Origin of the sequence: Providencia hangzhouensis (genome assembly GCF_029193595.2) — a bacterium.
GTDB lineage: Bacteria > Pseudomonadota > Gammaproteobacteria > Enterobacterales > Enterobacteriaceae > Providencia > Providencia hangzhouensis.
This window is the reverse complement of record NZ_CP135052.1, coordinates 2,475,598-2,494,581: the sequence shown is the minus strand read 5'-3', so window position 1 is coordinate 2,494,581 and position 18,984 is coordinate 2,475,598. Positions and strand designations below refer to the sequence as shown.

The window sequence follows — 18,984 nt, the reverse complement described above, 5'->3', positions numbered from 1 at the left end:
ATGGGTTAAAATTAAGCCCTCGTTTCTAAAACTAGGCAACCAAATAATAGAGCGCAGGGATAGCGCCGATAGCAATGGCATATGCCATGATTTTTTCAATCGCTTTTAATGGCATTTGGTTGGTTTGCTGCTGGCGAGCATAGAAAAATACCAAAATACCAGGGGCATATAAAACGACGGATAATAGTAAATTGATTAACCCTGATGCATAAAGCAACCATAGACCATAAAGACTGGCAATAGCTCCAACGGCAAGTAATGCCTTATTATGACGTTCAAAAGCTACTTTTACTAAAAATGCACCGACAAGGAAATAGGGGACTAAAATCATTTCAGAGGCAATGGTAAGCAATGTATTGTAATTACTCCCACTAAGCCAAATAAGAACTAAAGATAGCTGTACTGCACCATTAGTGAGCCATAAAGAAGATGATGGGGCATCATTCTTATTTAATTTATTGAATATTTTAGGAAATGATTGGTATTGGGCTGCAATATAAGGTACTTCAGCGGCCATAATAGTCCAACTTAGGTAAGCTCCACAAACAGAAATAATTAGGCCCGCTGCAATAATAATATCACCACTCGAACCAATTAAACTTATCATGAGTGGGGCCATGGATGGATTTTTTATTTCTGCAAGTTCAGCTCTAGGCATAATACCTAAAGAAAGTAAGGTCACTAGAATATAGATAATTAAAGCAGAACTTACAGCGAAAATTGTTGCTAAGCCAACATCGCGGCGGTTTTTCGCTCGAGCAGAGACGACAACGGCACCTTCGATACCAATAAATACCCATAGTGTAATCAGCATGGTATCTTTGACTTGTTCCCAAACAGGAACACCAAATTCGATACCACTAAAATCTGCATTGAAAATATCAAGTTTAAACGCAAAAAAAGCCAATACAATAAATAAGCCAAGAGGAACCAGTTTTGCCATTGTGGCAAGTTTATTAATTCCAGCGGCTGTTTGTACTCCACGAAGAACTAAATAGTGCACAAACCAGAGGAGTATTGATTCTCCGACTAGGGCTTGCCATGTATTCCCATCACCAAAAATAATGTTGTCAGGAGTATCTGTAAAAAAACTGATTGCTGCGAATACGATAACAAGATAAGACACATTGGCAACTACCGCACATAGCCAATAACCCCACGCCGAGCAAAAACCAATTAATTCCCCGAAGCCGACTTTGGCGTAAGTAAATATCCCACCGTCAAGGTCAGGTCGTATGCGAGAAAGCAACAATAAGGCAAATGCTAAAAAAAGGATGCCCACACCAGTAATTGACCAACCGATTATTAATGCGAGAGGGCTAGCCACTTCAGCCATATTTTGAGGGAGACTAAAAACACCAGCGCCAACCATTGAGCTAAGAACTAGCGCAGTTAGTGCGGTAAGACTCAAAGTATTTTTCAAAGTAAATCCTGAACGTTCAGAAATCAAAAGTTAAAATGACGTTAAAGTGCCATTACAATAATGAGTTTAACTAGTAGCCATTAAAAAAGCAGATGGAATGACTGCATGTTTTCAGAGTGTGGATTCTACGAACGAAATGACAGATATGCAATGGTAATGTATGCATTTTTTAAGATGTTTTATGCACTTTTTCAAAAGAGTGAGGATGAATAGAGTCAAAGACGAGATATAACCTAAAGTGAGAGTCTAAAAACAAAAAAACCAGCCGAGTAGGCTGGTTTTAACATCACATAAATTAGGACTATTTAAACAAGTCAGCACTGATGGTGACACTTCCACCATTAGATTGCCATTCTCTTGTAATATGGAAATATTTAGCCCCTTTCGCTTCCGCACGTTTTGCTATTTGGTAACGTACTTCAGGCGTATTGGTGTAATATCCAGAGAATGTAATAGAGTCAAATGGGACCATTTGTGCAGCTGCTGTTTTGTTGACCTCTTCGATAACATAACCACTTGGCAGAGTCACACTAGTACGACCCGGTTGACTGCTAGAGGTTTCAAAGAAGCGTCCGACTGCGGTTGTTGGTTCTTCAGAAGATGAAACACCAGGAATGCGAACTTTTTTAGCCGCTTCACCGCCCTCTGCTAATAGAGCACGACCAGCGTCAGAATCGGCAGGAACCACTGCGTCTTCATTAAGAACTTGTCGTTTCGGTGCATCTTTCTTATAGATATAAGCAGTTGCTAATGTATTTCCACCATCATTCATTGCGATATTACGAACCACATAGAACGAGGCAGCATTTTTCTCAAGTGCTTTTTTGGCAATAGCCTCATATAGGTCTGGTTGAGAAGGGTAAAAACCGCTTACAGTAACAGTATCAAAAGGCTCATATTCTGTTGCGTCAGTTTTTGACATTTCCTCAACACCACCGAATACACGACGTTTTGGTGTATCAACTTGTGGTGCATCTTTTGCGTAGACATCAGCAACAACACGCATGTTGCCGCTATCACCTACATCATCAAGGCTTTGAATGTAAAAGGCATATGCCCCCATTTTATCAGCCCTACGGGAGACTGCATCGGATGCTTCATAAATAGCATTAAAGCGCCCGGTGACTGTTATACGCTCATAAGGTTTTAATTCAGTAGCCTGTTTTGGCGTCAATTCAACAGCCGCCTGAGTAGCAGTTATACTAGTTAATGATAACACCGCGGCTGCGATGACCGTAGTTTTCAGCTTCATACAAAATCCTTCCGCCTTGCGCAATTTATTATAAACATGCTGAATCTTAGTTGTATCACATGTACGTGATTATTACACGTAACGGAACCTGTTGTCTCATGATTTTATTTTTATGAGAAATAAATAATTATTGACTAGTTAAATTTACCAGATTTTTTAAAGTATCCAGTATTTTATTGACCTAAAACTAAGATTTTCACTGCGAATTCCATTTACTGTCTAAGAATCGTGATCAATTATGGATCAAGAAGCTTATTTTCAGTAGGTTATTAGAACATTAAAAATCTGTTTAGGCACAAAATAAGACTTTTCTCTGTGATGACAGTCATTATTTTAGCAAACACTCTATTAACAACATTACGTTAGGCATTAAAAAGGGAACATTATGCGTATTGGTATACCAAGAGAACGACTTGCCAATGAAGCGCGTGTTGCAGCTACACCATCTACAGTAACTCAACTTCTTAAGTTAGGTTTTTCTGTCTGTGTAGAACAAAATGCGGGTCATTTAGCCAGTTTTGACGATGTAGCATACGAACAAGCGGGGGCGGAAATCGTTGATCGTGATACTGCATTTGCTGCGGATATCGTTTTTAAAGTCAACGCGCCACTGGATGATGAAATTCCTCTATTAAAAGAAGGAGCGACTCTGGTGAGTTTCATTTGGCCAGCACAGAATGCTGAGCTAATGGAAGCTTTAAAAGCTAGGAAAATTAACGTGATGGCGATGGATGCGGTACCACGCATTTCACGTGCTCAATCACTTGATGCGCTTAGCTCAATGGCGAATATTGCCGGCTACCGTGCAATTGTTGAAGCTGCTCACGAATTTGGTCGTTTCTTTACGGGGCAAATTACGGCCGCAGGTAAAGTTCCTCCAGCGAAAGTCATGATCATCGGGGCTGGGGTTGCAGGCCTTGCTGCGATTGGCGCTGCTGGTAGTTTAGGTGCCATTGTGCGTGCCTTTGACACTCGTCCTGAGGTGAAAGAGCAAGTTCAGAGTATGGGGGCTGAATTCCTTGAATTAGATTTCAAAGAAGAGGCCGGTAGTGGCGATGGCTACGCCAAAGTAATGTCAGAAGCATTTATTAAAGCTGAGATGGAACTGTTCGCTGCACAAGCGAAAGAAGTCGATATCATTGTAACTACGGCACTGATTCCAGGTAAGCCTGCACCTAAATTGATTACCAAGGAAATGGTTGAATCAATGAAGCCGGGAAGTGTGATTGTAGACTTAGCGGCGCAAACTGGGGGGAACTGTGAGTTAACCCAAGCTGACAAGCTGGTTGTGACTGACAATGGCGTAAAAATCATTGGTTATACCGACTTACCAAGCCGTTTACCAACACAATCATCGCAGTTATATGGAACAAACCTCGTTAACTTGATGAAGTTATTGTGCAAAGAGAAAAATGGTGAAATAGACATTGATTTTGAAGATCTGGTAATTCGTGGGGTCACTGTGATTAAACAAGGTGAAATCACTTGGCCAGCGCCCCCAATTCAGGTATCTGCTCAGCCGCAGGCGAAACCGCAAGCGGTGGAAAAAGTTAAAGCGCCTGAGAAAAAGATGTCACCGACGGTAAAATATGGCTTGATGGCATTAGCTATCATCTTGTTTGGTTGGTTTGCTAATTCAGCACCAAAAGAGTTTTTATCGCACTTTACTGTATTTGCTTTAGCTTGTGTGGTTGGTTATTACGTGGTGTGGAATGTGACTCATGCATTGCATACACCGTTAATGTCAGTCACTAACGCTATTTCAGGGATCATCGTCGTGGGCGCCTTGCTCCAGATTGGCAGCGGTGGCTGGGTAAGTTTCTTATCCTTTATCGCCATATTGATCGCGAGTATCAATATTTTCGGTGGGTTCACTGTAACTCAACGCATGTTAAAAATGTTTCGTAAAGGGTAAGGGGTAACTTATGTTGTCGAGTGGAATTGTGACAGCAGCTTACATAGTTGCTGCTATCCTATTTATTTTCAGCCTTGCGGGGCTATCCCGTCATGAAAGTTCCCAACGTGGGAATACTTATGGCATTATCGGGATGGCTATCGCCTTGATAGCCACTATTTTAGGTCCTCACAGTGCTAATGTGGGCTGGATGATCGTTGCGATGGTCATTGGTGCTGTCATTGGTATTCGCTTAGCGAAAAAAGTTGAAATGACAGAAATGCCTGAGCTGGTGGCTATTTTACATAGTTTCGTCGGTTTAGCTGCAGTGCTGGTTGGTTTTAACAGCTTTATCGCCAGTGAAGGGCATGCTGATGTTGTGATGGAAAACATTCACTTAACTGAAGTTTTCTTAGGGATCTTCATTGGTGCAGTTACCTTCACTGGTTCAGTAGTCGCTTATGGTAAATTATCAGGGAAAATGTCATCAAAACCGATGATGTTACCTAATCGCCATAAACTGAATTTAGCGGCGTTAGTGGTTTCATTTATTCTGTTAGTGATTTTTGTTAAAACAGAAAGTGTCGGCTTGCAAGTCTTCTTGATGCTAATTATGACCGCGATAGCTTTGGCTTTTGGCTGGCATTTAGTCGCTTCAATTGGTGGAGCGGACATGCCAGTGGTCGTTTCAATGCTGAATTCGTATTCAGGTTGGGCTGCTGCAGCGGCAGGTTTTATGTTAAGCAATGACTTGCTGATTGTCACAGGGGCATTGGTCGGTTCTTCAGGTGCGATTCTGTCCTATATTATGTGTAAGGCGATGAACCGTTCGTTTATCAGTGTTATTGCAGGAGGCTTCGGTACAGATGGCTCTTCAACAGGCACAGAAGAAGAAATGGGTGAGTATCGCGAAAGCACCGCAGAGGAAGTCGCTGAAATGTTGAAAAACTCAACATCAGTAATTATCACTCCGGGGTATGGTATGGCGGTAGCACAAGCACAATATCCTGTTGCGGATATCACCACTAAATTACGTGAACGTGGTATTAATGTGCGTTTTGGTATTCACCCTGTAGCTGGGCGTTTACCTGGCCATATGAACGTATTATTAGCCGAAGCTAAAGTACCTTATGATATCGTATTGGAAATGGATGAAATTAATGATGATTTCTCTGATACCGATACCGTTCTTGTTATTGGTGCTAACGATACGGTTAACCCAGCGGCTCAAGAAGATCCAAACAGCCCAATTGCAGGTATGCCAGTTCTTGAAGTTTGGAAAGCAAGCAATGTCATTGTATTTAAACGTTCAATGAATACTGGCTATGCTGGGGTACAAAACCCATTATTCTTCAAAGAAAATACACAGATGTTGTTTGGTGATGCAAAAGATAGCGTTGATGCAATCTTACGTGCATTGTAATTTAATGAGTTACTAATTCATTTCAAAATAATTAGTAAAGTAAATAAGAAGGGGTGATTGGTTAATTCCAGTCACCCCTTCTTGATATTTGAGAGTTAAATCAGTTTATGTGATGCAGTCTTATAAACGCATCATTTGAAGCAAAATCGAGCGCAATTGGTTAGCCCTCGAGCAAAGGTAAACACTAATAAAAATGCTAGTGTAGATATAGTCAGCATGCTCATCATGAGAACTCCGCCATTGAAATGGTCCATGACGTATCCTCCTACTAGACTGCCAATAGTAATTAGAATTAAAAACATAAAGGTAATAAGGGCGGAACCTTTCTCGGTTAATTCTGGAACATGAACGTGCATCCACATATTGATTGTTGCAGGAACCATACCCGCAGCGATCCCCCATGAAGAAACAAATATAATACTGGTCGCCCAATTAAAATCTAAAACAGATAATGCGAGAAAAGCTAAGGCTAATAAAAGAGCACTAATCGCGAAATTATAACGAACATTATATTTTCCAACATAACCCGCCAGTATATTGCCAACTACGCTGGCCACTCCAAAAAAGAGCAATAATGCTGAAATTTGTCCTTCGATAAAACCTGCGGTTTGTTTAAAGAACACCGTAAAATAATTATACGCAGAGAAATGTGCTAAAAAAATCAGTGTGAATATAATTAACCCTTTACGCGCAATAGGGTGCGATGGCATCAATAACAATTCCTTCCATTGCATAGACGAAGAAGGTTTTAATGATGGTAAAGAGAAATACTGCATTAAAAACGCGACAGCACCTGCAATAACCAGCGCAATATAAGGCATTCTCCAACCATAATTATCAGATAACCAAGCGCCTAGAGGTACTCCGAGCACGGTGACTAATGTGACGGCTGAAAAGAATATTGTTACGGATGTGGTTATTGACATATTTTTAGGTGCTAGACGTATCACTAAGCCTGCTGCAACTCCCCAAAAACCCCCTAGTGCAATTCCTAATGCGAATCTACCTAATAAAACTAAACTAAAATTAGACGCGAAAGCCGTAATTGCATTAGCTAATATCATGAGAGCAACTAAGAAAAGTAAAACTTGGCGTCTATCGATATTTTTTGCATAAATGGGGACAAATAGGGAGGATGCCATACCTGCGATAGATGTGACAGTGACTGTAAGCCCTGCGGTACCTGTTGATATTTGAAAATCATAAGCGATGTTATTTAGCACGCTAATGGCTAAAAACTCACCAGTAACAATAATGAAGCAAGCAAAAGTTGCAGATAATAGTGAAAGCCAGTTACCATTATGCGAAGAAATATGAGTTGTTGTCATGCGCTTTCCATGAAAGTTAAGTAGTTTACAAAAAAGAATGATTTTATAGTGACCGCTATAAAATCATGGCGCTATTGTTTATGTGAATTTAGACGTTGTCAATTATTTTTATAATGATCACTATAAAATAGTTGTGGTATAGTGAATTGACTGCGAGTAAAGTGAGAATATGAATCAAATAAAACGCGGGCGGCCTAAAGGCTTTGACCAACAAGATGCACTAGCTAAAGCCATGCTATTGTTTTGGCGAAATGGCTATGTTGCAACCTCAATTAGCGATTTAACTCAAGAGCTAGGTATCACAGCGCCTAGCCTTTACTGTGCTTTTGGTGATAAAGCATCGTTGTTTAATCAATGTATTGATTATTATTTGATGAATGAAGCTTGTCCTATTTTGTCTATTGTAAAGCAAGCCAAAACAGCGAAAATTGCAATTGAATTGCTGATGTATGAAAGCGCTAAAAAGCTAATTCAGCCAAACAAGCCTGCAGGTTGTATGCTGATTACAGCGACAATGAATGGGTCAAAGCAAATCGAAGATGTGCAATTAAACGTCCAAGAAAAACGGAAAAGTTATCAGGAAATTCTACTGGCACGTATGCGTAAAGGTATTGATGATGGTGATGTTGCTCCAGATGCGCCGATTGAAGCTATCGTTGATTTTTATATAACGGTAATTGATGGTTTTACCATACAAGCTTGTGATGGAATTGATCTTGAAAGACTTAATCAAGTCATTTTTAATGCTATGCAAGCTTGGCCGATACTTAGTCAAAGTTCAGTTCAGCAATAACTTAGCCATGATTAAATTAAGCCCCAATAACATAAATATTATTGGGGCTTAATAAGTTTTAGATGATTAGCTAATCATCATCAGCAGGGTTGATAGGACAAACAAAACCGTCAGGTTTAATCGCTAATAAATCACATTTTAGCTTATCGATGACATGCTCCGCGGTATTCCCCAAAAAAGCCGCTGAAATGCCTGTACGGCCCAAAATACCCAGAACCACAACCCCAGCGTGCAATTCTTCACACATATCTGGAATAATTTTTTCAGGTAATCCTTCACGGACATGGGTATATTTTTCATCAATCCCAAATTTTTGCCGCAACTCTTTCATAGCAATTAAATGTTGGCCGCGTAGTGCGTTGTTATATAGGCTCGGGTCGAAATCAGGTAACTCTATGGCAATATTCATAGGAGCAACAGGATATGCACTCACTAAATGGATTTCCTGTTCTTTAATAATGCGAGTTGCTAAATCTTTTGTTTTTTCGACCAATTTGATATTGAGGTCATCGTGATAAGATTCCTCATTTGATAAGTTAACGGCGACAACCACTGAACCGTGATCAGGCCATACTTTGTCTTTTACCATCCAAACGGGAGCAGGGCATTTTCGGAGTAAATGCCAGTCTAGTGGGGTAAAAATAATCGACTCAAAATTATCGGTTTGATGCGCCATTTTCAGTAACAGGTCATGTTCACCATTTATTACTTCCTGAATAATGGCCTCATATGGTTTGTTATGCCAAATAACTTTAATTTCAATATCAATGCCCGCTTCAAGATAGAAATGAGCTTGTTGTTTGATCCACGCTGCTTTTTGGCTTATTACACCTTTGCGCATGGCATTACGTTCTTCAGGAGAAAGTAAGGTTGTCATGTCATAGGAAAGGTCGTAGATAGGCAAAAACGCTTTTATCCGTCCACCATTACGCTGCACGATGTAGACAGCACGTCTTAATGCAGGTTGATCATCCTGATTTGGGTCAATTGCAACTAGCAGGTTTTTATAGTTTGCCATATTGAAATCCTCTCGATACACGGATATTTCCATATAGATAAACTATGATATTGAGATTAAATAGGCAAGAAATCTGGAGAAAAAAATGAAAACGGATCACTGATAACGTGATCCGTTTAGGGATATTAGCATGTAATTGCTGAAACTTTACCAGCGATATCAGTCAGTTTAGCCATATCCTCGATAGTGATGTACTTACCTTTAACACTTAGCATGCCACTTTTTTGGAAACGTCCTAAAAGGCGACTAATGGTTTCAACTGTTAAGCCAAGATAATTACCGATATCTCCACGAGTCATGGTTAATCTAAATTCTCTTGGTGAAAAACCACGTTCCGCAAAGCGGTGAGAGAGGTTAAGAATAAATGCAGCTAAACGCTCTTCCGCATTTTTCTTAGATAATAAAAGGATCATTTCTTGATCACCTTTAATTTCACCGCTCATTAAACGCATAATTTGCTGACGTAAATTAGGCATTTTGCCTGATAAGTCGTCTAAGGTTTCAAAAGGTATTTCACAAACCATTGAGGTTTCAAGTGCTTGTGCAAAACTTGGGTGCTGTGTATGAATGATAGCATCAAAGCCAACAAGGTCTCCTGCTAAGTGAAAACCAGTAATTTGCTCATCGCCTTCTTCGGTTATTGTATAGCTTTTTATTGTACCTGAGCGGATGGCATATAATGAACGCAATTCATCGCCTGCTTTAAATAAAGCTTGGCCTTTTTGAATTGGTTTTTTGCGTTCGATGATATTATCAAGTTGATCCAGTTCATGTTCATTCAGCGTAAAAGGAATGCAAAGTTGGCTAATACTGCAATCCTGACAATGAATAGCACAACCACCAGACTGGATGCGACGAACAACTCTTTTTTCTGGGATCATATTTAAGGCTCAATCAAGTTAAAATTATTGATATGAGTCAATTTTAACATAAGATAATGCAACTAGTAAGTAGTAATGTATGACAGAATCGACTTAATAAACAAAAAAGCCAATCAGAAGGCATGTGAGAAATTAGTGAATTTAGATATTCATGCTAAATTAAAGAAGATTACTAAGTATATAATTTGATATAGATTAAATTTTAGCCTCTAAACGATAAAAAGATGACTTACATCATCATAGTAGTTACTACTCTAAACTGTCGTAATTAAGCACGAAATATTAAACTAATTAGCATTAATTTAACACAAAAATAAATTTAGGAATATCAATTTTTCAAATTAACCTCAAAAAGGAGAATATAATGGCACTTATCCAACAGTCTTTACCCACCTCGATGACAGTTGTAGACATTATAGAACCTGGTGGACCAGAAAAGCTGCGATTAATTGATATACCGTTACCTAGAATTTCTGCAGGGTATTTGCTCGTTAAGGTGGAAGCTGCGGGGGTTAATCGCCCTGATATTTTTCAGCGTAAGGGGTCTTATCCTCCACCGGCAGATGCTTCTCCGATTATGGGGCTTGAAATTGCAGGAACTATAGTTGCCAAGGCGGATGATGTAGAGGAATGGCAGCTCGGAGACAAAGTTTGTGGACTGGTTGCCGGGGGAGGTTATGCAGAATATTGTTTAGTGCATAAAAACATAGCCTTACCGTTAGGGAATTTATCTTTTATCGAGGGTGCAGCGATACCTGAAAACTTTTTCACTGTTTGGGCAAATGTTTTTCAAATAGGCAAACTTAAAAAAGACGAAACGGTACTTATTCACGGTGGAACATCGGGAATTGGTAGCGTGGCGATTATGTTAGCAAAAGCCTTTGGTGCAACAGTGATTACTACTGTTGGTTCAGAAGACAAAGTTCAAGTTGCAAAATCGTTAGGCGCAAATTGTGTTATTAACTACAGAAACGATGATTTTGTTGAAGCAACACTCAATTATACCTCTTCTCGAGGTGTTGATATGGTCGTAGATATTATCGGTGGTGATTATGTTGCGAAAAATTATCAAGTTGCTGCTAAATTTGGACGAATAATTCAAATTGGTATGATGAAAGGTAACCCTAAAGAGTTAAATATGATGCCTTTAATGGTAAAAAGATTAACTCATACGGGATCAACAATGCGTTCTCGAACTATTGAGGAAAAAGCAGTGATTGCCCAAGAACTAAAGAAGCAAGTCTGGGGATTGTTACAAAATGGTGAAATAAAACCTATTATTAACAAAACATATCACTTGTCTCAGGTGCGGAGTGCCCATGAATATATGGAATCAGGTGATCTTGTTGGGAAAATTGTTTTGCTAAACAGTTAATTGGATTTACTTTCTGCGGTTTTCACTATTTTACTTTAGTTCTTTAAGAGCAGTGAAAATCGCACCATCTATAACAAATTTTTTACATATTCAAGCTTTTTCAGCGTAAAAATCTCTTTACAGTTGAATAAATTTTGTTTTTTTGTGCTTGTCCACAAATCAGAATGAAATTCCCATTAGTTTATTAATAATTTAATAGAAATAGATTATATCTATAAATAAGTTGGCCATTAACGGTTTGTTTATCAATAATTAATGCTTAAATGATATTTTTAAATGTATATCATTAATATATTGATATCTTTTATATAAACACAGCCCGTTATGCACTTTCCAATGATATTAAGTTAAGTAACTTAAGTGCAATTAGCACCCGTTAATTGTAGTTTGAAGGTGTAGTAATGATAAATAATTTTAAAAATTCAAAAATAAATGTAGATGCATTATTTTTAGGTCCTAAATCTGAAAATGCTGTCTTTTTCAAAGAAATGATGGAGTATTCAGTTAGTGAACATATGCATTGGCGTTCCAGCTATCATCCTGAAGATCCTGATCTTATCTCTACTGTTGACCGTTATGCTCCCGAGTACCGAGATACGCTTTATCGTACTGAAGGCATTCTTAATCAACTCTCTTCAAAATTAAAAACAACATCGGTTCCATGGTTCTCCCCCCGTTATATGGGGCATATGAATGCAGATACACTGATGATTTCTAATTTGGCTTATGTCATGGCGATGATGTACAACCCCAATAATTGTGCACAAGAATCTTCACCAACGACAACAGTTTTAGAAATAGAAGCCGGGTTAGATTTATGTGCCATGTTTGGTTATGACGTACAACATGCTTGGGGACATATTACATCTGGTGGAACGGTTGCTAACTACGAAGGATTATGGGTAGCTAGAAATATTAAAACGTTACCGTTAGCGATTATGCAGCATCCAAAATCCCAATACTTGCTAAAGGATAAAACTGAAAAGGAGTTACTCAATCTCTCAGTTTCCGCGGTTCTAGATTTAATTGACGAGTTAAAGAAACAACAAATTTTTGAGGAAATTCGTTATTTAACCTGCCGTGGTGTTGGAATAGAACAAGGAAAACTCGGTAAGTTATTGGTACCGCAGTCTAAACACTATTCATGGATGAAAGCGATGGATATTCTTGGTTTAGGCCAACAGAATATTGTGCAATTACCCGTTGATGCAAGTTATCGAACAGATGTGCGTAAAATGCGTGAAACGGTATTTACATTAATTGAGCAAGGGGAGCCAATTTTAGCGGTAGTTGCCGTTGTTGGTACCACAGAAACTGGCGCAATAGACAATGTCAGAGAAGTTATTGAGCTACGACGTGAATGCGAGCAACGTTTTGGGGTTTCTTTTTATGTGCATATCGATGCTGCTTACGCGGGATACGCTTGTGCGATGTTTCGCGATGAAGAAAACCAATTTATGGAGTATGAGAATTTACTCCAATGCTATCATAGTGAAGGGCTTTTTCCTGAAAATATGGTGTGGCCAAAACGTGATGTTTATGAAAGCTTTAAAGCATTAAGCCAAGCGGACTCGATTACCGTTGACCCTCATAAGGTGGGGTTTATTCCTTATGCGGCAGGTGCAATTTGTATGAAAGATAAGCGGATTGTGGATTTAGTTTCTTACCATGCCGCTTATGTATTTGAAGAAGTTCAAGAAAAGCAGCGTAAAACAGAAAAAACACAAAATGTATTATTGGGCTCATCTATTATGGAAGGGTCAAAAGCGGGCGCAACCGCAGCAGCGGTATGGGCTGCACATCGCTTAGTTCCGTTAAATGTTTTAGGGTATGGAAAAGTGATTGCGGCTGGGGTCATCACTGCCAATTGGATGATTGATAAAATTAATCAATGTGAGCCTTTTATTATTGAGGAACGTCAATTTTCAATTATAGCGATGCCAACGCCTGATTTTCACATGATTAACTTTATGTTTCGTGAAATTGGCAACACCTCTTTAGAAAAACAAAATCAATTAAATAAACGGTTATATGAATTATGCTCTTATGCGGCAGGCCGGAGTTATTCTAATGATTTTCTCACCTCATCAACCTCGCTAACTTATGAAGAATATGGCGATAACCCATTGAATCTATGTCGAGATGCACAATTCTCTGATAGTGAATGGCATAAAGTACGGTCGATTTATGTGCTACGGGCGGCAGTCATGACACATTGCCTGCGTGATAGGGCACATTTTGAAACCTATTGGGCAGAGTTAAAAAATATTTTTGAAGACAAATTACAACAACTCATTAATGAAGAAAATAAGTTAAATCACTCTAATTATAAAATTAATATTTAATTGATTGTTAGGATCTCAATATGAAAAATCGCACACTTGGTAGTGTATTTATTGTTGCAGGTACTACGATTGGCGCAGGTATGTTAGCCATGCCTATCGCTGCCGCGGGTAATGGTTTCTTAGTGAGCCTCGCTATGTTATTAGTGTTGTGGGCATTGATGTGCTACACGGCGTTACTTTTGGTCGAAGTTTATCAACATGAATCTCACGAAACTGGGATCGGTAGTGTTGCACAACGGTACTTAGGCTCTAGTGGCAAATTTATTACGGGTTTTAGTATGATGTTCCTGATGTATGCATTGACAGCAGCTTATGTCAGTGGAGCAGGGGAAATCATTACATCAAATTTGAAAAGTAGTTTTGCTATTGAAATGGCAGATTGGATGGGAATTGTTGTATTTACCGTCATTGGTGGGGGAGTTGTATGTTTCGGGACTTCATCCGTAGATTTTATCAACCGTATTTTATTTGCTGCAAAAATTGTTTTCTTAGTCATTATATTGGCATTAATGATGCCGCATGTTGAGCAACAAAATTTATTAGCTGCCCCAACTGAAAAAGTACTTATTTTATCTGCTATACCGGTGTTTTTTACCTCCTTTGGTTTTCATGGTAGCGTCCCAAGTATCGTTAAATACATGGGGGGAGATGTCAAAAAATTGCGGGTTATTTTTATTATCGGAAGTGCTATCCCGTTGATTGCTTATATTTTATGGCAAATCGCAACATTAGGGAGTATTGGTACAACCACATTTGTTGGTATTTTGGCGGAAAACGCAGGGCTTAATGGATTATTAGATGCAATTAAAGATGTGGCTCAATCAGGAAAAACAGAGTTAATTGCACAAATGTTTATGAGTTTGGCGCTTGCGACATCTTTCCTTGGTGTTGCTTTGGGGTTATTTGACTTTCTAGCGGATTTATTTAAACGTCAAGATAATGCGTCAGGGCGTCTACAAACAGGTTTGCTCACCTTTGGACCACCACTAGTTTTTGCTTTATTTTATCCTAAAGGGTTTGTGATGGCGTTAGGGTATGCCGCAATCGCACTTTCAATACTGGCTTTATTATTACCTAGTGCTATGGCATTTAAATCAAGAACATTAAACCAACGGAAATATCAAGTGTTAGGCGGTGGATTAGGTCTTTCATTAGTATTTATTTGTGGAATTATAGTCATTGGTGTTCAGCTAGGGATTGTTTTCAACATATTACCTAATATTGGGTAATTGTACTTCGCTTCTATAGCCAGCCAACATACCGACGGCTGGCTTTATCACTTCAAAAATAGGTTAATTTCATATCTATTGCCAACTTTACTCAGTTAGACAATTTACCGCACATTTTTTACTGTTGTGTCGACATTTAGTCGGTATAATCCATATAAGAATGATTATCATTAGCACGTTATGCATAAAAATAGATATATCTAAAGCTGGCATTTTCTGTAAAAGTAACTATCATATTAGATATATCGGTTTTTATATAAATAACCACTGAGAATTTTAATGGCAAATGAACAACAACTCGAGCCGTGTTTGTGCAACGGTAAAAGTGTCAGTCGTATGTTTAACCCTAAACAGTTAAGGATTTATATCCTACATTTACTGACAGGGGGAATTAATTACGGTTATGAGCTAATAAAAAAAATTGCAGAAGAAACGGCAGGTTTTTATTGCCCAAGCCCAGGTGTGATATATCCAACTCTGACGTTATTAGAGGAGTTAGGGTTTATTTCGGCGGGTAAAGATAATGGAAAAGGGCGTAAGTGTTATGTCATAACGCCAGAAGGTCGCTGTTTTTTATTACTCAAAGCTGAAATATTGGCAGAAGTTCAACTAAAATTAAAATATGCTCAGGAATTAAAAGCAGGTAATCAATTCGCTAATGAAATTGAATGCGCTGTAGATAAATTTAAGTCATTGTTGAGACACCAAATCGTGATACAACAGTTGACGAAAGAAGAGACAACAAGAGTCGTTGAGATCATTAACCGAGCAGTGGAACGTATTGAGCAAGTCAATGCAGTGTTAGTGGCAGAGGGAAAATCAAATGGCTAAAACGAATGATATTATACAAGCAAAAGAGCGTTTATATATGAAAGAGACAAGCAAAATACCACAGAGCAACGCCCCGGTTTCATCTGAAAATGAACCGTCTGTGAAGGCGAATAAAGACGTTAAATTTAAAGAGGTTGTATGCCCTAATGTGCCAACTTCATATTTTAAGCGAGCAAAGAAACAAAAAATAAAATAACCAATTAGATAGTTTACAAAATCTTTATTCACTTAAAAGACATAAAGAATAAACCTTATTTATTTTCTTATTGATGAATAACGCGACTCAGTCTTCTATTATTCCATCAATAAGGTAAATTTTAGGGTGCATATAATTATTTTGTAAACTTTAGCTATGATCCTATATCAATATATAACTTCATAAAAAATCCCCTGATCACTTAACGTAACCAGGGGTATCGGTTACAAGCCCAATTTAGCGTGTATTTGGGCTATTTCGTTGATCCACTGCTGCTGTAATTGCGGTTTTTGGTGGTTTAATTTGCGTTTTTGATCCGCAAGTAGCTTTTGCTCCAATATCAGCAATGTTTCTAACAACTCATCTTCATGAGTAGCTTCCTTACTGAGAATTTCAATCGTTGATTTAGAAGGGGCATTTTCCCCAAGCGTAGACGTTAACACTTGCTGGGATTGCTGCTCGATTTTATGATAAATATCATCAGCATTAAGGTATTCCTCTAGCCGATTATCATCGATAAACCAGAAGCGTTGGCAGCTATTTTCAATGAGCCATTTATCATGGCTTACAACCAATAATACCCCAGAAAATAAGCTAATTTGCTCACAAAGCGCTTCCTTACCTTCTAGATCAAGGTGATTGGTAGGTTCGTCTAACAAAATCAACTCATACTGAGCTAAACTTAAACCAATAAACAATAATCTAGCGCGTTCACCACCGCTCAGTGTTGCCACTTTCTGTTGGTGACGATTATAGGCAAAACCCGCTCCAATCAATGCCATTTTTCGTTGTTCATCGGTTAAAGGTGAAAAATGACGTAGTGCATCTAATAGGCTATCATTATCATTTAACTGCTCTAATTGTTGGTCATAATAACCAGCACGAATTGCTGGATGAAACTTCAATTGTGAGCTATAGCGTAAATCTTGTTGATAATGTTGCCAAAGTAGACGTAATAGTGTTGATTTACCACAGCCATTGGCTCCCATGATAGCGATACGATCACCACTTTTCACTTGATGAAATGCCGTTTTAAATAACTGATTTCCATTCGGTGTTGAAACAACGGTGTTTTCCAACTCTAAAACTCTATCTGCAGGAATAGCTTTGCCATTTAAAGCAAGCTTCCATTGATAGCCTTCAGTTAGCTCAGTTTGGGCATCTTTAAGACGGTCAATATGTTTTTCCATCTGTTTAGCTTTGCGTGATAAGGCTTCATTGTCATACACATGCCCCCAAATCGCTAAGCGCTTGGCACTTGATGCAATACGGTCAATTTCTTTTTGCTCGGCTTGATTACGACGTGCATCAGTGATGTCTTTTTCACTTAATGCTTGCCGTGCTGCACTGCAAGGTAACCGATAAAAATGTAATGATTTATCTCGTAAAATCCAAGTACAGTTACTGACTTTATCTAATAACGATTGGTCATGGGAAACTAGCACAAAACTCCCTTTCCATGACTGTAAGAAATTACCTAACCAAATCAGTGTGGGCAAATCTAAATGATTACTAGGTTCATCGAGTAACAGTAAATCGGGTTGTTCAATTAAAGCACGCCCCAGCAGCAAACGTGTATGTTGTCCTCCACTGATGGCATTCGCTTTTTGTTCCCATTGTTCAGGTGTAAAACCTAATTCTGATAATAAAACTTCAGCCCGCCAGCGCTCAGTGACTTTATCTTGTTCAGGGAGTTTTTGAACAAGCGCATCAATCAGAGTCAAACAAGCGATTTCATCGGGTAAATGTTGTTCAATATAAGCAGTAACACAATGATTTGCATAGGTAATACTGCCACTATTAGGAAACAGTTGTTGGGTTATTAGCTTCAATAATGTACTTTTTCCACTCCCGTTATGGCCAATTAAACCAATGCGGTCACCTTGTTGGATGGTAAAAGAAATATCGCTTAATAAGGTAGAGGTTGAAGTATCGTAATTTAATGATTTTACAGTTAATAAAGTGCTCATAGCTTACTCAAATTTTAGGCGAAAAAACGCCAGGGTATAGTCGTAACGACAACCCAGTAAGCTGAGGGAAGATTTTCTTTAGTGGCTTCGCTCAGGCAGGGTTATCGCAGTATAAAACTGTGAAAGCCTGAGCTCTGGCGATTACCAAAGAAGTGTGAATATTCAATAAGATCACACAACAACATAAATTAGCCTCCTTAATATTCATTTAGTTAATCGATGAGAGAATTATAGCTAATATGTTATTTAACCAACAAGGTCCGAAAATGCGCTCTCTGATTATTATAGGAAAAAGCATATACAGGTATAAATGTTACTTATATCATGCGCGAAGAAATGAATAATATTGCTGTGAATTGGGTTCTTGCTATGTAGCGTTTAAAATCATGATTCAAAAAACAAGAGAGCCCCAAATGAACGTAGAAATAAAACCCGCAACATGTGATGACGCTGCTTTGATATTAGATATGATCATTGAATTGGCAGATTATGAAAAAGCACGTCACGAAGTTAAAGCCACGGTAGCTGATATTGAAAATTCCTTATTTGGAGCGAATTCAAGCACAGAAGCCTTAATCTGTTATGTGGATGGCCAGCCAGCAGGGTATGCCGTATTTTTTACGAGTTATTCAACATGGTTAGGGAATAATGGTATTTATTTAGAAGATTTGTATGTCTCCCCAGATTTTCGTGGCGCGGGTGCAGGAAAGAAGTTACTCAAGCATATTGCAGTGTTAGCCGTAGAACGAAAGTGCCAACGGCTGGAATGGAGTGTTTTAGATTGGAACCAGCCAGCAATTGATTTTTATAAAAGTATTGGCGCAGAACCGCAAGATGAATGGGTTCGTTACCGAATGGATGAAAACGTGATTGCTGCATTCGCAAGCTAATATTTATTCATATTCAAACATCGTTGAATAAAGCCAGTAAATTAAGTTACTGGCTTTATTTTTTTATTTTGAATTAAATATGTACAATTAATGCCTTATCCTGATTTTTGTGAGTTTATTCTGTTTTTTTGTGACA

The 18,984-nt window shown here is 38.6% G+C and carries 15 protein-coding genes; 9 read left to right on the top strand and 6 right to left on the bottom strand.

Annotation, left to right across the window (positions count from 1 at the left end; genetic code table 11):
• Positions 1-31 precede the first annotated feature (31 nt).
• Together PZ638_RS11240 and ydgH are read right to left on the bottom strand one after the other, a co-directional pair.
• Positions 32-1,372 (bottom strand): basic amino acid/polyamine antiporter, encoded by a 1,341-nt coding sequence (locus tag PZ638_RS11240; protein ID WP_004254844.1) that lies wholly within the window; start codon positions 1,370-1,372, stop codon positions 32-34.
• A 352-nt stretch (positions 1,373-1,724) separates the two neighbouring features.
• Positions 1,725-2,675 (bottom strand): DUF1471 family protein YdgH, encoded by a 951-nt coding sequence (ydgH, locus tag PZ638_RS11235; protein WP_144141468.1) that lies wholly within the window; start codon positions 2,673-2,675, stop codon positions 1,725-1,727.
• 385 nt (positions 2,676-3,060) lie between these two features.
• On the opposite strand from ydgH, the gene pntA reads away from it, so the two are divergent.
• Together pntA and pntB are read left to right on the top strand one after the other, a co-directional pair.
• On the top strand, positions 3,061-4,590 hold the full coding sequence (gene pntA, locus PZ638_RS11230) for a Re/Si-specific NAD(P)(+) transhydrogenase subunit alpha (protein WP_004254837.1): 1,530 nt from the start codon (positions 3,061-3,063) through the stop codon (positions 4,588-4,590).
• Positions 4,591-4,603: 13 nt separating this feature from the next.
• The gene (gene pntB / locus PZ638_RS11225) at positions 4,604-5,992 is read left to right on the top strand and encodes a Re/Si-specific NAD(P)(+) transhydrogenase subunit beta (RefSeq protein ID WP_094960629.1); all 1,389 of its coding nucleotides are present in this window, start codon (positions 4,604-4,606) and stop codon (positions 5,990-5,992) included.
• 131 nt (positions 5,993-6,123) lie between these two features.
• On the opposite strand, the gene PZ638_RS11220 is transcribed toward pntB, so the two are convergent.
• Entirely contained in the window at positions 6,124-7,320 is a 1,197-nt protein-coding gene (locus PZ638_RS11220; protein WP_094960612.1) for an MFS transporter, read from the bottom strand.
• Between the two features lie 169 nt (positions 7,321-7,489).
• Between PZ638_RS11220 and PZ638_RS11215 the strand changes: the two genes are divergently transcribed.
• Positions 7,490-8,113 carry a TetR/AcrR family transcriptional regulator gene (locus tag PZ638_RS11215; protein ID WP_206277599.1) on the top strand — a complete coding sequence of 208 codons (624 nt, stop codon included), beginning with the start codon at positions 7,490-7,492 and terminating at the stop codon, positions 8,111-8,113.
• Between the two features lie 70 nt (positions 8,114-8,183).
• Here the strand turns inward: PZ638_RS11215 and uspE are convergent, their stop codons facing one another.
• Entirely contained in the window at positions 8,184-9,131 is a 948-nt protein-coding gene (gene uspE, locus PZ638_RS11210) for a universal stress protein UspE (protein ID WP_036957775.1), read from the bottom strand.
• Between the two features lie 125 nt (positions 9,132-9,256).
• Entirely contained in the window at positions 9,257-10,012 is a 756-nt protein-coding gene (locus tag PZ638_RS11205; protein ID WP_004254821.1) for an FNR family transcription factor, read from the bottom strand.
• 364 nt (positions 10,013-10,376) lie between these two features.
• Between PZ638_RS11205 and PZ638_RS11200 the strand changes: the two genes are divergently transcribed.
• The 5 genes from PZ638_RS11200 (at position 10,377) to PZ638_RS11180 (ending at position 15,988) form a co-directional block, all read left to right on the top strand.
• Positions 10,377-11,387: an NAD(P)H-quinone oxidoreductase gene (locus PZ638_RS11200; RefSeq protein ID WP_094960611.1), complete on the top strand. Its 1,011-nt coding sequence runs from the start codon at positions 10,377-10,379 to the stop codon at positions 11,385-11,387.
• A gap of 404 nt (positions 11,388-11,791) precedes the next feature.
• Positions 11,792-13,732 (top strand): pyridoxal phosphate-dependent decarboxylase family protein, encoded by a 1,941-nt coding sequence (locus PZ638_RS11195; RefSeq protein WP_144141839.1) that lies wholly within the window; start codon positions 11,792-11,794, stop codon positions 13,730-13,732.
• 20 nt (positions 13,733-13,752) lie between these two features.
• Positions 13,753-14,961 carry a tyrosine transporter TyrP gene (gene tyrP, locus PZ638_RS11190; protein WP_004254811.1) on the top strand — a complete coding sequence of 403 codons (1,209 nt, stop codon included), beginning with the start codon at positions 13,753-13,755 and terminating at the stop codon, positions 14,959-14,961.
• Positions 14,962-15,240: 279 nt separating this feature from the next.
• Complete coding sequence (locus tag PZ638_RS11185; protein ID WP_004254808.1) at positions 15,241-15,792, top strand: PadR family transcriptional regulator; 552 nt, start codon at positions 15,241-15,243, stop codon at positions 15,790-15,792.
• Positions 15,785-15,988, top strand: coding sequence for a DEAD/DEAH box helicase (locus tag PZ638_RS11180; RefSeq protein WP_096863708.1), 204 nt, complete (start codon positions 15,785-15,787; stop codon positions 15,986-15,988). Before PZ638_RS11185 ends, PZ638_RS11180 begins: the two co-directional genes overlap by 8 nt.
• Positions 15,989-16,212: 224 nt before the next feature.
• Here the strand turns inward: PZ638_RS11180 and PZ638_RS11175 are convergent, their stop codons facing one another.
• Complete coding sequence (locus PZ638_RS11175; RefSeq protein WP_144141836.1) at positions 16,213-17,958, bottom strand: ABC-F family ATP-binding cassette domain-containing protein; 1,746 nt, start codon at positions 17,956-17,958, stop codon at positions 16,213-16,215.
• A gap of 413 nt (positions 17,959-18,371) precedes the next feature.
• On the opposite strand from PZ638_RS11175, the gene PZ638_RS11170 reads away from it, so the two are divergent.
• Entirely contained in the window at positions 18,372-18,848 is a 477-nt protein-coding gene (locus PZ638_RS11170; RefSeq protein ID WP_144141834.1) for a GNAT family N-acetyltransferase, read from the top strand.
• Positions 18,849-18,984: the final 136 nt, after the last annotated feature.